Source organism: Mucilaginibacter conchicola (genome assembly GCF_003432115.1).
Lineage (GTDB): Bacteria > Bacteroidota > Bacteroidia > Sphingobacteriales > Sphingobacteriaceae > Mucilaginibacter > Mucilaginibacter conchicola.
This window is the reverse complement of the sequence record NZ_QWDC01000003.1, coordinates 613,810-628,884: the sequence shown is the minus strand read 5'-3', so window position 1 is coordinate 628,884 and position 15,075 is coordinate 613,810. Positions and strand designations below refer to the sequence as shown.

17 protein-coding genes are annotated in these 15,075 nt (G+C 49.2%); 12 read left to right on the top strand and 5 right to left on the bottom strand.

Translation table 11 applies throughout. The annotated features are described in order from the left end of the window. Positions 1-54: 54 nt before the first annotated feature. The 7 genes from D0C36_RS24410 to D0C36_RS19520 all read left to right on the top strand — a co-directional run bounded on the left by D0C36_RS24410 (position 55) and on the right by D0C36_RS19520 (position 5,662). A complete protein-coding gene (locus tag D0C36_RS24410; RefSeq protein WP_147322055.1) occupies positions 55-435 on the top strand; it encodes a hypothetical protein in 381 nt (126 codons plus the stop codon). Further along, a complete protein-coding gene (locus D0C36_RS19545) occupies positions 389-1,135 on the top strand; it encodes an adenylate/guanylate cyclase domain-containing protein (protein ID WP_117393342.1) in 747 nt (248 codons plus the stop codon). The genes D0C36_RS24410 and D0C36_RS19545 overlap by 47 nt, the downstream gene beginning before the upstream one ends. Before the next feature lie 42 nt (positions 1,136-1,177). Next, positions 1,178-1,780 carry an FMN-dependent NADH-azoreductase gene (locus D0C36_RS19540; RefSeq protein WP_117393341.1) on the top strand — a complete coding sequence of 201 codons (603 nt, stop codon included), beginning with the start codon at positions 1,178-1,180 and terminating at the stop codon, positions 1,778-1,780. Between the two features lie 187 nt (positions 1,781-1,967). Further along, positions 1,968-2,957 carry an alpha/beta hydrolase gene (locus tag D0C36_RS19535; RefSeq protein WP_117393340.1) on the top strand — a complete coding sequence of 330 codons (990 nt, stop codon included), beginning with the start codon at positions 1,968-1,970 and terminating at the stop codon, positions 2,955-2,957. Between the two features lie 210 nt (positions 2,958-3,167). Beyond that, on the top strand, positions 3,168-3,674 hold the full coding sequence (locus D0C36_RS24405; RefSeq protein ID WP_147322054.1) for a hypothetical protein: 507 nt from the start codon (positions 3,168-3,170) through the stop codon (positions 3,672-3,674). A gap of 92 nt (positions 3,675-3,766) precedes the next feature. Then, the gene (locus tag D0C36_RS19525) at positions 3,767-4,198 is read left to right on the top strand and encodes a hypothetical protein (RefSeq protein ID WP_117393338.1); all 432 of its coding nucleotides are present in this window, start codon (positions 3,767-3,769) and stop codon (positions 4,196-4,198) included. A 39-nt stretch (positions 4,199-4,237) separates the two neighbouring features. Further along, the gene (locus tag D0C36_RS19520) at positions 4,238-5,662 is read left to right on the top strand and encodes an aldehyde dehydrogenase family protein (RefSeq protein WP_117393337.1); all 1,425 of its coding nucleotides are present in this window, start codon (positions 4,238-4,240) and stop codon (positions 5,660-5,662) included. Positions 5,663-5,775: 113 nt separating this feature from the next. Here the strand turns inward: D0C36_RS19520 and D0C36_RS19515 are convergent, their stop codons facing one another. After that, complete coding sequence (locus D0C36_RS19515; protein ID WP_117393336.1) at positions 5,776-6,657, bottom strand: LysR substrate-binding domain-containing protein; 882 nt, start codon at positions 6,655-6,657, stop codon at positions 5,776-5,778. 76 nt (positions 6,658-6,733) lie between these two features. Between D0C36_RS19515 and D0C36_RS19510 the strand changes: the two genes are divergently transcribed. The 3 genes from D0C36_RS19510 (at position 6,734) to D0C36_RS19500 (ending at position 9,011) form a co-directional block, all read left to right on the top strand. Beyond that, positions 6,734-7,963 (top strand): MFS transporter, encoded by a 1,230-nt coding sequence (locus D0C36_RS19510; protein ID WP_158557149.1) that lies wholly within the window; start codon positions 6,734-6,736, stop codon positions 7,961-7,963. Next, a complete protein-coding gene (locus tag D0C36_RS19505) occupies positions 7,960-8,481 on the top strand; it encodes a GNAT family N-acetyltransferase (protein WP_117393334.1) in 522 nt (173 codons plus the stop codon). Before D0C36_RS19510 ends, D0C36_RS19505 begins: the two co-directional genes overlap by 4 nt. An 80-nt stretch (positions 8,482-8,561) precedes the next feature. Then, on the top strand, positions 8,562-9,011 hold the full coding sequence (locus D0C36_RS19500; RefSeq protein WP_117393333.1) for a hypothetical protein: 450 nt from the start codon (positions 8,562-8,564) through the stop codon (positions 9,009-9,011). A 127-nt stretch (positions 9,012-9,138) separates the two neighbouring features. Here D0C36_RS19500 and D0C36_RS19495 read toward each other — a convergent pair whose 3' ends face one another. The 4 genes from D0C36_RS19495 to D0C36_RS19480 form a co-directional block, all read right to left on the bottom strand. Further along, positions 9,139-9,630, bottom strand: a complete 492-nt coding sequence (locus D0C36_RS19495) for a hypothetical protein (protein WP_117393332.1) — start codon at positions 9,628-9,630, stop codon at positions 9,139-9,141. Between the two features lie 235 nt (positions 9,631-9,865). Continuing rightward, positions 9,866-10,666 (bottom strand): helix-turn-helix domain-containing protein, encoded by an 801-nt coding sequence (locus D0C36_RS19490; RefSeq protein WP_117393331.1) that lies wholly within the window; start codon positions 10,664-10,666, stop codon positions 9,866-9,868. A gap of 45 nt (positions 10,667-10,711) precedes the next feature. Continuing rightward, the gene (locus tag D0C36_RS19485; protein ID WP_117393330.1) at positions 10,712-11,548 is read right to left on the bottom strand and encodes an SDR family oxidoreductase; all 837 of its coding nucleotides are present in this window, start codon (positions 11,546-11,548) and stop codon (positions 10,712-10,714) included. 189 nt (positions 11,549-11,737) lie between these two features. Continuing rightward, positions 11,738-13,276, bottom strand: coding sequence for a phosphoenolpyruvate carboxykinase (ATP) (locus D0C36_RS19480; protein WP_117393329.1), 1,539 nt, complete (start codon positions 13,274-13,276; stop codon positions 11,738-11,740). 282 nt (positions 13,277-13,558) lie between these two features. Here D0C36_RS19480 and D0C36_RS19475 point away from each other — a divergent pair, with 282 nt between their 5' ends. Together D0C36_RS19475 and D0C36_RS19470 are read left to right on the top strand one after the other, a co-directional pair. Further along, positions 13,559-14,572, top strand: a complete 1,014-nt coding sequence (locus D0C36_RS19475) for a class 1 fructose-bisphosphatase (RefSeq protein ID WP_117393328.1) — start codon at positions 13,559-13,561, stop codon at positions 14,570-14,572. Continuing rightward, entirely contained in the window at positions 14,535-15,032 is a 498-nt protein-coding gene (locus D0C36_RS19470; RefSeq protein WP_317126783.1) for an Lrp/AsnC family transcriptional regulator, read from the top strand. The genes D0C36_RS19475 and D0C36_RS19470 overlap by 38 nt, the downstream gene beginning before the upstream one ends. Positions 15,033-15,075: the final 43 nt, after the last annotated feature.

Sequence of the window (15,075 nt, the reverse complement as noted above, 5' to 3'; positions counted from 1 at the left end):
TACTGAACTTTGTTTTGTTCCGATAAAGGAATACATAAACAGGGTCAACAGCTTATGAAAGCCGTCGCAGTCATTTTTCAGGAAGTTTATCATCCTGACCATTCCCGGTCAGCGACGGTAACATCAGGCCTGCATAATATAAGGCTGCACGGTGTCAGGAAAAATATTTCCCGTGCAGGCATTGCTGCCCTTGTGCTGAATGCGGCAACAGGTTATCTGGGCGCTTTTTTAGCTGCCCAGGGGATCAAATTCACTTTATGCTTTTCCCGTCAGAAACGGAGCTTCGCGCTGTTCCGTGTAACAAAAGCAGATGAAACAGCAGCATCTTCCGGTGAAAGCGAAGATAACGGAAATAGATTTTTCATAAAACCGATCAAATTACTTCATTATGAAAACAGAGGACATCAATGCACTTCAGGCTTGTATCAAGCTTGAAGACGATCAGATCTACTGCCCTGATCTCTCATCAGAGATCAGCAGTCAGGGGTATCGTCTCGGACAGGAACAGGAGCTTGCACTGCTGTTTCTTGATGTACGTGACTACACATCCCTGATGGAAAAAAACAATGGTTATGATGTTCTCTTTGTGATCCGTCACTTTCTCAGTGAGTGCGCAAAAATAGTGAGGGCATGCGGCGGCCAGATCGTTGAAGTCGCAGGAGACAGTATCTATGCTGCTTTTGGCACCGGCACAACGCCCGCTGCAGCGGTACAGGCTGCTTATGATGCAGCCCGGGCCATACTGTCTCTGCTCGGTTCTTTCAATGAAAAACGCGTTACCGGAAACTGCAGCACTGTTCTCGAAGCAGGGATCGGCATCCACAAGGGAAAAGTCGTCGTCGGCATGTCTGATCTTACAGGTAAAGAACAGATGACGGTAATGGGGCTGGCAGCGAATATTGCCGCAAGGATACAGGCGGAAACCAAAACATTAAATAACAATCTGCTGGTTTCTGCGGAAGCGGGTCAGCTGATCTTCGGAAAGGATAACCGATACAGCAGTGCCGCGCTTAAACTCCGCGGGATATCACAGCCGGTCGGGGTTTATCTCCTTGGAAAACCATACAGGACAGATGCCAAAGCAATCCCGGCTGTTCAGCAGGACCTTTCATTCTACATGGCCATCGCCGGTTAAAGTATTAAAACATCAATTACAGCAAATACATATTAAACAGACATGAAAAATATCCTTCATATCATTTCGAGCCCGCGCGGCGGATCATCATTCAGTATCAAACTTGGAAAAGCGATCGTAGAAAAAATTCAGCATGCTTACCCGGGGAGTTCAGTTACAGAATATGACCTTCTTTCCAAAAATTTCCCTCATCTGGAAGAACATCATGTGACATCCTTCTATACACCGGCAGAACAAAGAAGCCCGGAAGCGGTAGAGGCACTTGCTCACTCGGACGAAGCGATCAGTGCGATACGCAACGCAGATTTTATCGTTATCGGTGCGCCTCTTTACAATTTCGGCATACATTCCTCGCTTAAAGCCTGGATCGACCACATTACGCGTATCGGTGAGACCTTTAACTACACGGAGAAAGGCCCTGAAGGCCTGATCCACGGCAAAAAAGTTTATATCGCAATGTCCTCTGGCGGTGTTTATTCGCATGGCGAAGCTGCTGGTTACGATTTTGTCAGCCCTTACCTGAAAACGATACTGGGCTTCCTCGGTCTGACTGATGTTAAGGTATTCCGTATTGAGGGTACTGCTATTGAAGGTATTAAAGACACCGCGGTCGAAAAAGGCATAGACAGTATCCTTATTGACTGATCATTACAGGAGAATGTCCCCCTTTCCCGTAAAAAAAGGCTGTCTCTGCTGAGGCAGCCTTTTCCATGTTGTAAAGTTTTATCACCTCAACAAAGATTATTGACATTTATCAATTATTCGGATAAAACGTCAGCTTAATTTTACATCATCTGCTGTGCGCAGATGTCTATCTAAAAGCTATACGAACATGACAGCAAAGCAAACTCCCGTTGCGGTTTCGGAAGATCCCGCTATCTCAAAATCAACAAAAGACTTTCTGGCTGCCCTGAACGGCCCGGGCGGTCCCGGACTGGAAACATTCTCACCGCAGGAAGCCCGCGATGTGCTTGTACAGGCCCAGAGATCCGCAGAAGTGGACTATTCCGGGATCGAAGAAACGGAACTGGAAATCAGTGCCGGCGGTCATCAGATCAGGCTGAATATTGTAAAGCCGGAAAATACCGGTACAGCACAGCTGCCCGCTTTCATGTTTATCCACGGCGGCGGCTGGGTACTGGGGGATTATCCTACGCACAAAAGAATGGTCCGCGACCTAGTCGTGCTATCCGGAGCGGCAGGCGTATTCGTTAATTACACACCGTCTCCGGAAGCGCAGTACCCGCAGGCTGTCGATGAGATCTATGCCGCTTCAAAATGGGTGGCGGAGAATGGTGCATCGATAGGCGTTGACGGCGGGAACCTGGCTATAGTCGGGAACAGCGTCGGCGGTAATATGACAGCGGTCACCGCTATAAAAGCGAAAGAGAACGGCGGTCCGCTGTTTAAGGTGCAGATCCTGATGTGGCCGGTAACAGATGCTACATTCGACTGGGATTCTTATCAGCTGTTCGGGAAGGACAGATTCCTGACGACCCCGCTGATGCAATGGATGTTCGACAACTACACAAAAGACCCGGCACAGCGTAAGGAAGTATATCTTTCACCTCTGAATGCTACACCGGAACAGTTAAAAGGCTTGCCGCCTGCACTGATACAGGTTGCCGAGGCGGATATTCTGAGAGACCAGGGCGAAGCTTACGGCAGACTGCTGGACGAAGCGGACGTGCCCTGCACAACCATCAGATATAACGGTATGATCCATGATTTCGGTCTGTTGAACCCGCTGGCGAATCTCCCGCAGGTAAGATCGCTTTTTGTTCACGCTGCTGCGGAGCTGAAAAAATTTCTGGGTGTTTAGTTTCATGTGTGATCCGTCCGCGGTGTGCGGACGGGTCTTTTTCATGTAACGCGGGCCACATGGCTCCTCTTTATACAAATAATGCAGGCGGGGGATTACCCCGTCTGCTTATCAGGGATAAACCGGCCCTGCACCTGACAGCATATGCGGTCAGAAACATCTGCCAATTCATAATTTATGTCGTCTGAGTGCTATTGCTGTTCATTTAATATGTTCCGGGTCGATCCGCCGGGTCACAGCGGAGACAGCGCGGTCGGGATATGCTCCGTGTGCTGTATTTTCTGCTGTACCGGGCATGGAAAGCGGGATCATGATACGCCGGAATTTATCTGCCTGCTGTGCTTGCCTTCGAAGCTCATTGCAAGCGCACTGATCACATCCCAGTTAGCCAACCCTTATTTGCTGGAAGGCCACCGTAGTCTGATGGAACTCGCTGAACGGTTTAACAGGACTTATTACCTGTCCCTGAAAGACTTCAGGGACAGAATGCCGGACCTGTACTTCCTTACCGGGCAGACCGGTAAAACGGTGATCCGTTATGACGATAATACAGGCGCTGCTGCCGGGAAAGGTTACGCAAAGGTCTTTCGTGATCTTGAAGATGAATCATGGCTTTTTGTACGCGCAGCGGCGGTTCTTTTGAAGCAGACGGCAAACCGGCTGTATCTTAACCGGCTGCCGGGATATCTGCAGTACCTCTATGAAATAACAGCATAAACCGGGTCTCAGCAGCCCGCTTTGGATCAGGTTTCAAAGAAACGACAAGCTGTGACACGGAAAACCTTTAAACAACAATTATAATTTTATCGATGAAAACCATTAAATTCCTTCTTTACTACCTGTTCATCACCAACGTACTTATTGGTATATGGGCGCTGTTTTTTGCCTATTCATTTTACGAAAACTTCCCGGGCTTCGGATTTCACTGGATAAAGATATTCGGGCCCTATAACGATCACCTGGTCAGGGACGTCGGCGCATATTTTATCGCGATGGGCAGCCTGCCGATGTATGCGATCATCAAGCCGGAAGAGAACAGGATACAGGTCGCTGCTTATGTGTCACTTGTGTTCGGTATCCCCCATCTGGTGTATCATCTGATGATGATCGGTATGTTTCCGACACTTGCAGATATAATCGTCGGTATCACATCGCTTTCGCTGCCTGTGCTCTTCCCTGCCATCATTCTCCTGCTGCTGAGGAACATCAAACGCGCCGCTCCCTATTCATTTTCGCTTTAATTTCAGGATCTGAAACAGTCACCTTAAATAATAGTCAATATGGAAGCATTAACTGAAATCGATCAGATATTCATCAACGGAAAGTTCGTAACGCCGAACGGAACCGACACACAGGACCTTTTCGATCCGTCTACGGCAAAGGTCATAGGACGTGTCAGGTTAGGCGATGCAACAGATGCAGACAATGCCGTAAGGGCTGCAAAAGCAGCATTCACGCTGTATTCAGGGTATACAATCGAACAAAGGAAGTCGGTACTTGAGAAAATATACCATGCCATATCAGCAAACCAGGATAAACTGAATGAAGCAGCGGTGGCCGAATACGGATCGCCTATGGCAGCGACGAAATTCAGGACAAGCCTTGCCGCTCAGTTTTTTCTGGATGCAAGTCATGCGCTTGATGAGATCGAGTTTGAAAAGAAACTCGACAAAGCCATCATCATCAAGGAGCCTGTGGGTGTGGTTGCTGCTGTTACCCCCTGGAATGCCGATTACATCCACATGTGCGGGAAGATCGCTCCTGCACTGGCCGCAGGGTGTACGGTCGTGATCAAACCCAGTGAATTCAATGCGATCGAAACGCAGCTCCTTACAGAATGTTTCCGGGATGCCGGGATCCCGGACGGACTGATAAATGTCGTTAACGGAACAGGTGCGGTGGTCGGAAGTGCCCTTTCTTCGCATCCCGATGTTGCGCTGGTCACTTTCACCGGGTCAACGCAGACCGGAAAGACGATCTCCAGGTCTGCAGCAGACACGGTGAAAAGGCTGGTGCTTGAACTTGGCGGCAAATCGCCGAATATCCTTCTGGATGACTGTGATTTTGAAGCGGCGATCCCAAGGGCACTTCTCATCGCCTTCAGTAACAGCGGGCAGGCATGTCACGCGGGAACAAGGCTGATCGTGCCGGAACACAGGCTTCCGATGGTTTCCGGATTGCTGACCGATGCGGTAAACAAACTGAAGATCGGAAACCTGTACGCAGATGACGCGCAGATCGGCCCTATGGTCAATGCCCAGCAGTACCAGAGGGTGCAGTCTTATATACAAAAGGGAATCGATGAGGGCGCTACCTTACTGGCCGGCGGCCCCGGACATCCTGACGGTCTGGAAGGATTCTATGTCCGTCCCACCGTTTTCACGAATGTAAGCAGTGATATGAGCATTGCAAGGGAAGAGATCTTCGGTCCGGTGCTGTCGGTGCTGACCTATCGCACTGAAGAGGAAGCGGTCAGCATTGCGAACGACTCGATATATGGTCTTTCCGCATATATCAGCAGCGGCGATGCGGAACACGCAAAACAGCTTGCAAAAAAGATCGAATCCGGCAGGGTGATCATCAATTCCGTGGTGAACGCTGAGCCGAAAACGCCTTTCGGCGGGTTCAAGCAGTCAGGCATAGGCCGCACCGGCTGGACTTACGGGATCGAGATGCATCTTGAACCGAAAGTGATCGCCTTTTAAGCGCGGCCACAGGCTATCCGGTTTTTATATGAAAAGGATTCCGCAGCGATTTGCGGAATCCATTTTTCCTTTTATACCAGTTAGTGTTTAGTCTTTTCAAAGGCTCAAAACGCCTATATGAGTTCCGGGAGCTGCTTTCGCAGCTGGGCAGTAAATTCCTTCGCTGCTTTCTTTTCATAAGCACCGGCCAGCCTGACGAATGCCGCTTTTCTGAGCAGGTTTTTCTCTTTGATCGGCACAGTGTGCAGTGAGCTCTCGCGGACCGTGATCTCCACCATTATGCTGTACCAGCGCCCTGTCCTGACAAGGTCGAGGACGGCCGAAATATCATTGATCTCCATTTTAAAATCCGGTTCCAGCCGGTGTTTTCTGAACAGGCGCAGAAAAAAGTGATCAGCGCTGTATTCCTTCGTGGCAATTGCCAGCGGCAGCCCGGCGATATCTTTTAATGATACTGCTTTATTTCCCTTAAATCGCGAATCATCTGCGCAGACCAGCGCCATGGGCGAACTGAAAAGCGTATCATAGGCCAGTGATTCCTGATCGGGTTCTCCGAAGAATACCAGCGCAAGATCCAGCTCGTACGATCTTACTTTTTCCATCAGCTCATCGGAGGTCCCGAATACCGCGCGGACACTGATGCCCGGAAACGCTTCACTGAATTTGATCAGCACCGCGGTGAACAGGTTTCTCAATCCATAGGTCACGCCTATCTTAAGCGTCCCCGTGTTCATATCGTTGAGGTCTCTGAGGAGAACAGCCCCGTCATTAGCTTTTTTCAGACTTTCGGCTGCGAACTGGTAAAACAGTTCACCGGCTTCAGTGACGGTTATCCGCTTACCGAAACGGTCAAACAGCAGTACCCCGAGTTCTTCTTCCAGCTGTTTGACCTGCTGAGAGAGTGTGCTTTGCGTAATATTCAAACTCCTGGAAGCTTCGGTGAAGCTGCCCAGGTCCTTAGTCCTGACAAAATAACGAAGTTGTCTGAGTTCCATGCTTATCGTTTTTACCGATGCCAAACATCGAAAAATACCATTTTGCCAATATAAGGGATTGCCGGAACTTTGTAAAATGAAAACGATAAGTTTATCGCTGAAAGAAGCTACACCTTCGTTATTTACAAACCTGGGACTCGGTGCCGGGCAGATATTACTGTGGGGCGGCTCCTACTTTATCCTGTCCGTACTTTCAAAACCGATCATGGCAGAAACAGGCTGGACCTACCAGATGGTTTACGGCGCCTTATCCTTTTCGATGGTCATTTCCGGCCTCGTACTTCCCTTCGTCGGAAGGATGATACAATCCCTGCGGCGCAACCATATGCTCAGGTACACCGGCCTGGTAATGGCTGCCGGTTTACTGATCATGGGATCAGCACACAACTACCGGATGTTCATGCTGGCATGGGCAATAACCGGCATTGCCATGGGTATGGGCCTGTATGACGCCCTTTTTGCTTCTATCGGGAAATATTTCGGAAAGAGCACAAGGAATATGATCGTCAAGGTTACGCTGATCTCCAGCCTGGCACCGACCATATCCTGGCTGATCACCTCTTACCTGCTTGAGAATATGGGTTGGCGCAATACCTGTTTCATCTACGCCGGTATTCTCGCCCTGGGTATACTTCCGCTGCACTTTTTTGTATTTCCGCAGGTCTCAGCACCGGCTGATGAAAGCAGCAAAAGTAAAGAAGTGACTGCGACAGGCCCTGAACCGAAACTGTTCCTCCTGCTCATCTGCAGCTTTACGATGGGTGCGGTGCTGACCACAGGTGTTATCATCAACCTTATCGATATACTTACCGGGAAAGATCATACCATGGCTGCATCCCTGGTGATCATCTCATTTCTCGGTCCAAGCCAGGCAGGTGTTCGCCTGCTCGAACTGATCATGCCGCCGGCGACGCCCCTGAAAATGTCCGTCCTGTCGGCACTGTCGATGCTCGCGGGCCTGGTCTTACTGATGGTCAGCAATAACCTTGCGATACCGGGTGTCATCCTTTTCGGGATGGGTAACGGAATGCGCTCTGTAGTGCGGGGAACGCTGCCGCTCTCCCTTTTCGGAGAAAGCGGCTACGCCGTACTGATCGGGAAACTCGGACGCTGGCCGCTCATTGCACAGGCGGTCACGCCGGTCATCGCAGGCTTCATCATGCAGAAATTCAGCAATATGTGTTTCCTCGGCGTATTCCTCATTATAGCAGTGATCAACGTTTTTGTCTCCGTGATCATTTACGGAACAGTTAAAAAAACGCAGCAGGGCGTGCACTCATCACAACAAATAAAACAAACGATATGAACTACGAATTCAGACAGGCAAAAACCAGCGAACTGACCGGTATCTGGGAAATAATGCTTCATGCGATCAGTAAAAGAAAGGCTGAAGGCAGCGATCAGTGGCAGGACGGCTATCCCAATCCTCGGGTAATTGAGAACGATATCAGGCAAAAAGCAGGTTTCGTTCTGCTGCAGGGCGGATCGGTCGCCGCATACGCCGCGATCGTTAAAAATCAGGAACCGGCTTACGAAAACATACAGGGCAAATGGCTCACGGACGGCGATTTTATGGTTGTACACCGGATCGCGGTTTCAGCAGGGTACGCGGGAAGGGGCATTGCCGGGCAGATCATGGCTTATGCCGAAAACCTGGCCTTGGAGCAAGGCATATACAGTGTAAAAGTGGATACCAGTGACGACAATATTGCCATGCTGAGAACATTTGAAAGAGCGGGATATAAATATTGCGGAGAGGTGTCACTTCGCGGACAGCAGAGAATGGCATTCGAAAAACAGCTTATTCCTGTTCAGGAAAGCTGATTTTTCAACAATCCTGTTATTTTCAACATTTCTGGTGATTGATCAGGAGGGGCTTTATTTTTAAACCGAGGATATCCCCTATGCCGGACCACTACGAACTTTCGGATTTCGTCTCTTTTGAAAAAGACAGCAGGGCTGGTTATACAGGCCGCTGTTCAGCAGTACAGGAAGCAAATATTTACCGCTGGCTCAAGGAGCAGGGCTTTGGTATCAGCGAGTTCGGTGATGAACTGCTGATCTTCCGCCGTTCGGGCGAAGAGATCCTTCCCGCCTCCGTAATCAGCATGAAGCGAAATTTTTTAGACTTCCTCGAAACAGCAAATTTCGCCGGGCTTGAAAATGGTGTCAGCCGTAATGATCTGATCAACTGGTTTTATGACACGCCGCCTTTGAAAAGAAACGAATGCTTCATCAGCTGTTTAAAAGAAAAGCTGAGCACGGAGGAATCTTTTTTCATACGCACCGGTTGCGCATTAACATTTTTACCGTTTTCAGAGATCTGCCGCAAGTTTACCCTGCTGCAATGCTAAGGCCTTAGAAGCTTGTGTCAAAAAAACGTTTAGCGTTTACAGGCATTAAATAACTTTTGATGCCGAAAAACGCTGTTCCGGCATCAAAGCCTTCAATTCTTATTATGCCGGGCTGCATAAACCGGTCTTACAGTGACAGCGTTATTTTGTTGCCCTCCTTAAGACCGCTTACGCCGCCGCCCGTATAGCTGACGGTATACCGGTGTCCGGTAAGTTCGTATTTATCTGCCAGGTCGATGATCGTTTTGACGCTGCCGTGCGCGGGAACGGTCGTTAAGGCAGAAGCCGGCGGCGGCATTACGCGCCTTGCCATAGCCCCTCTGAATAAAGCTTCCTCCCCTTTTTCATCGGTGATCCCGAAATATTTACCGATTGCAGGCTCAAAAGGCGTTTCCCACTTACAAAAACGCAGAGGCTTGTTTGTGGGATTTGTTACGGTAAATGACAACAGAATGCTTCCTTTCCCGCTGTTATTTCCGGATGAAAGATGGACTTCCAGCTTTTGCGCCTCACTGATGTAGGATTGTTCGCTTTTTGCATCAGTGGCGTTCTTCTGCGTATGACAGCCTGTTAAAACGATAATTGCGGCGATAAATGAAATATAAACCTGACGTATCATAAAGATATTTTTTTAAGACTACCGGAACTGATGTCATTTAAAACGGATAACTCAATTATCGGGCCTGAACTTACTGCACTGATTACGTGATCGACCGCAGGGATGAGACAGCAATTACAGACCTTGTCTTTAAGAGGGTGATTACCAGTCATTAAATTTCTCGTCAAAGAGATGCACATATAACCGCAGGCCGATAAAATCAGGAAAGGGTGATGACACTGTCAACGGGCACCCTTCATATCTTTGAGGGCGGAAGACCGTAAGCCTGCCGGAACGCGTAGGTAAAATGGGATAGGTCTTCAAATCCCAGCTCGTTATAGATCTCGGTGGGCCGTTTACCTTCCTCCTTGATCAGGTAGTATGCCTGCTTCAGCCGCCGCCGGACAAGCCAGCGGCCGGGCGAAGTGTCAAATATCTTTTTAAAATCCCTTTTGAACGTGGCAAGGCTTCTGCCCGTCAGAAACGCGAACCTTTCTATATCCACTTTGAAATGGTAGTTCTTTTGCATAAAGCTCTCGAGGTCCGACTTACCGGGCTCGCTAAAATCGAACAGGATATCCTTGAGTTCTGGGTTGACCTTCAGAATGATCAGCAAAGCTTCCTTTACCTTAAGCTCCAGCAATTCTGAATCATGCTCATGATCGGCCTGCAGGTATGGGATCAGTGAGTCGGTCAGGTCGCGATAAGCCTTGTGCGCAGGCAGTTTGATACAGGTATCCCCGGAGGCTCTGCCGGAGGAGGTATAGCCATACTCCGCACTGAACTTCCTGAGCATTTCTTCATCAAAAAATATTGCCAGTGTTTTGAAAGCACCGCCGGGCGGTGCTTTCTTTTCATATTTGGCCAGTCTTTTCCCGACCGAGAACCTGAAATCCCCCTCTTCAAAGTGATACTTTTTTGACCCGTCATCAACAGTCATCGAACCGGCCTCCTGAAAACTGAAGGTGTGGGAAGCGATGAACTGCTCACCTTTGTTTGATGAACTGAAATAACAGGCATGCACGATCGGAGGAAGTGAACTTTTGACCTTTTTCATCAGATTGAATTATGATTACTCAGCTACTGCAAAGATAGCTGAACATCAGGCCGGCAGGTACTTTAAGAAACCTTTTCTGATAGAATCTACATAAGCCTGATCATTCATTTTTTCGCGTGCATCCATCCTTGCCTGAAAATCTTCATTCCCGATAGAATACCGGAGGGTATCTGACCCGTCCGTTACCGCTTTGTAGATCACTTCTGCAACCGCAGTACCTTTCACGAGGTCGAAATTCCGGATATCCTGAAACATTTTAGAGGCAGCCGAAATGAACGGGTCATAGTCAGCAATTTTGTCATTCTCTGAATTTGCCTGGTTGCTGACGGCACTGAAATTAGTTGAGGCGCCGCCGGGTTCCACGATCTTGACTTTAATATTCAGACTGCCTAACTCGTAGAACAATGCTTCTGAAAAACCTTCAAGCGCGAATTTTGATGCAGCGTAAAGAGAGATCAGCGGAAGCGTAAATTTCCCCGCTCCTGAACTGATGTTAAGGATCGTCCCAGATCTCCTTTCCCGGAAATGCGGTAGGATCGTTCGGATCGTATTCATTACGCCGAAAACATTAACATCGAACTGTTCGCGGATCTTTTCTTCTTTTGTTGCTTCAAATATGCCGAACTGTCCGTAACCTGCATTATTGATCAGGACATCGATGTGTCCGAACTTTCTGATCCCGCTTTCTATCGCGGAGGTAATGCTCTCCTGATCCTGTACATCGAGTTTTGCGATGAAAACATTATCCCCGCTGTTGAGTTCATTTTCCTTCTCCGGACTGCGCATGGTCGCCACGACCTTCCAGCCCTTTGCTGCAAATAATTTAGCGGTTTCCTTACCTATACCGGATGAAGCCCCGGTGATCAAGATTACTTTTTCCATTTTATATTCTCTCTTTTTGATAATACAAAATTCAGCAATCCTGTACGCAGAAATTATGCTCAAAAGCTCAAATAAATGTGTTCAAAAGCTCAAACTCAAAATAATTGATGCGCGGCGGACATTGATCAGAATCCCTGTTCACCGATTACACCGTCTAACAGATGCGATCAGGACGGTGGCAGCGCTGACCTACGCGGTCTTATGGGCCGCCGTGCTGTGGCCGATCAGCCTGTTCTCTGCAAATTTATGGGCAAGACTTTCCGCAGCAAGGTCGTAAGCCAGGGGATCGGACCAGTTTGCTGAAGGATCCAGAATGGAGGCATCAACGCCCGGACAGCTCACAGGCATGCGAAGGCCGAATACATGGTGCGGCCGGTACATGACTTTATCAAGTTCCCCGGCTAATACCGCGCGGACGATCGCCCTGGTATCTGCGAGATCGATCCGATGCCCCGTTCCGTACGGCCCGCTTGTCCATCCGGTGTTGATCAGCCATACGGCGGGCTGATGGGCATCGAAACGAGCCATCAGCATATCTGCGTAATATTCTTTAGGCAGAGGCAGGAAAGGCGCGCCAAAGCAGGGGCTGAAAACCGGTCTGGGTTCACGATGCCCGTGTTCCGTACCGGCTACTCTTGCCGTGTAACCCATCAGGAAATATTCCCTTGCCTGCTCCCTGGAAAGGCGGCTGACAGGAGGAAGCACGCCATAGGCATCGCAGGTCAGAAAGAATATATTAAGCGGAACGCCCGCCATGGCCGGCTGGTCTGACCGGCTGATAAAATCAAGGGGATAGCTTACCCTTGTGTTCTCGGTCAGCGAAGTATCCTGATAGTTGACTTTATTTGTACCGGAATAAAATACGGTATTTTCAAGGAGCGCTCCGGCTCTCACCGCATTGAAAATGGCCGGTTCGCGCTCCGGCGTCAGTCCGTTGACCTTCGCATAGCACCCACCTTCCAGGTTGAATATTCCCCTTTCCGACCAGCCGATCTCGTCATCCCCGATAAGACGCCTGTCCGGGTCAGCGCTCAGCGTGGTCTTGCCTGTTCCGCTCAGCCCGAAAAACAAAGCTACCCCTTCCCTGCCCTCACTCGCGCTGCAGTGCATGCTTAATACTTTCTTTTCCGCCGGCAGGATCAGGTTAAGGATACTGAAGACGGACTTTTTGATCTCGCCGGTGTAAGCGGTACCGCCGATGAGTATAGTCCTGTTCGCAAATGAAATAACGGTAAAATTGCTGTTCTTCGTACCGTGAATGTTTGGATCGGCTTTAAAGCCGGGCGCATGGATCAGGTGCCAGCCGCCGGAAAAGCCATCATCATAAGGCTCGCTTTTCAGGAACAGATTCGCGGCGAACAGATTGCTTTGCGGATCTTCCGTCACTACTCTGACAGGCAGGCGGTATTGTGGGTCTGCACAGGCCGCGACATCCCTGATCCAGACCTCCGGCAGTCTGTCGAGATATGCAGTCATATCTGCCGACAGTTTACTGAAATGCGCTTCGCTGATGGGCTGGTTCAGCGCGTTCCAGTCGATCAGCTGCTCATGGGGCAGTTCCCGAACGATAAACTTATCCTCCGGGCTCCTTCCTGTAAATTTACCTGTACTGATCATTAAAGCCCCTGTTTCGCTTTTAACGGCAAAACCTCTGTTGAGGGCCTGCAAAGACAGCTGTTCCCGCGACAGCTGGTAGTGGATATGTGTCCTTATAGAAAAACGGCTCATAGCGGTTGAATTGGTTAATGCAAAGGTTGCGCTATGAAGCAGATAAAACCACAGCGGCCTGTTACTTTAGAAAAACTGACCAAAAAAACACTCTTTACTTGTTCATTTCACTGTTTTCGGGCAGGATTCTGCTACAGCACGGTCAATACCATTCATTTTTAACATTTCGATACACTTAGTTACACCTCTATCCGAACAACCAACTTGCCTTATGAGCATATAATTACCTAAATTGGCGGCACTACCAAGACCAATAAAATACGTATAAAATACACTAAGCCAATGTCAGAAAGAATTACTTACCAACAGTTCCTTTACAAGCATCTTCGTGATCAGCCCGGGCTGACAACCTTGCTGGAAAGCATCAGTAATGCTGCGGCAGGGATCGCTGAAGAACTCAGCAGGATCAGTTTTACCGGTCCCGCTGATCCCGGAACGGTCAACCTGCACGGAGAGTCCCGGCATCATATGGATCAGTATGCGGAGACACTGTTCCTGACCGCACTGTCTGAAAGCCGGGCTTGCTTTGCCGTTTTATCGGAGGAACAGACGGAAATGATACAACTGACAAGTGCGCTGTCGCAGGAGGCAGCCTACATTATTGCCCTTGATCCGCTGGACGGTTCTTCAAATATAGATGTTAATATCCCGGTCGGCAGTATTTTCAGCATTTATGACCGTTTTAAAACCGCTTCGCCAAGCCACCCGGCTGCGGTACTGCAGGATATGGATGGGCATATAGCATCAGGTTATGTATTATACAGCACAACTACCATGATCGTACTGGCCTTACCGGGGCTGGTCACAGGTTTTACGCTGGACAGTGCAAACGGGGGATTTGTACTTTCCCATGCGAACATCCGTATCCCGGACACTGGGAACATCTATTCGGTGAACGACGGTAACTACCATGACTTTGACAGGGGCACGCAGAACTACATCCGTTTCTGCCGGCAGCAGAAAGAGTTTTATGAAAGACCTTTTACCGCAAGGTATGTGGGCTCTATGGTGGCAGACATACACCGCACGTTATTAAAAGGCGGGATATTCCTCTATCCGGCTACAATGGCATTAAAGGAAGGGAAACTTCGTCTCGCTTATGAATGCCGTCCGATGGCCTATATTGTTGAGCAGGCGGGCGGAAGGGCAAGCACGGGTTCAAAAGAGATCCTTGACCTCCCGCTGCGATCCCCTCACCAGCGGGTACCTGTCGTGATCGGTTCGGAAGAGATGGTCAATACTGCTAAGCGCTTACTGAATGCCTGTTTACCTGTTAACTGTGAAGCGCATGTATAACCCGGACAGAACAGACCTTGAGATCCTGCGACTGTTGGAGCAGGACGGCAGAATGTCACACAAGGTAATCGCCCAGACCGTGCATAAATCCATTACGCCCGTGCATTCCAGGATCAGCAAACTGGAAAAAAGCGGGTTTATCAGAAAGATCACTGCCCTGATCAACCCTAAACTGATCGGCAGGGGCCTTACGGCCTATACACAGGTACTGCTGAAAGTGCATTCACAGGAAAGCCTCGAAAACTTTATTGCAGAAGCGGTAAAAATAAAGGAGGTCATGGAGTGTTATCACATGACGGGCACTTTCGATTTCCTTCTCCGGATCACCATCCGCGACATGGAAGCCTATAATGAATTGCTGCTGAAGCAGCTCAGCAACCTGCCCGCCGTGGCACAGATGCAGACTTTCTTTGTTATCTCGGAAGCGAAATATGAAACGGCTTACTTTAATACGGTCTGAGCAAGCTGCGGGCGGACGCCGCAGCTTGTTTTCTTATTAATAG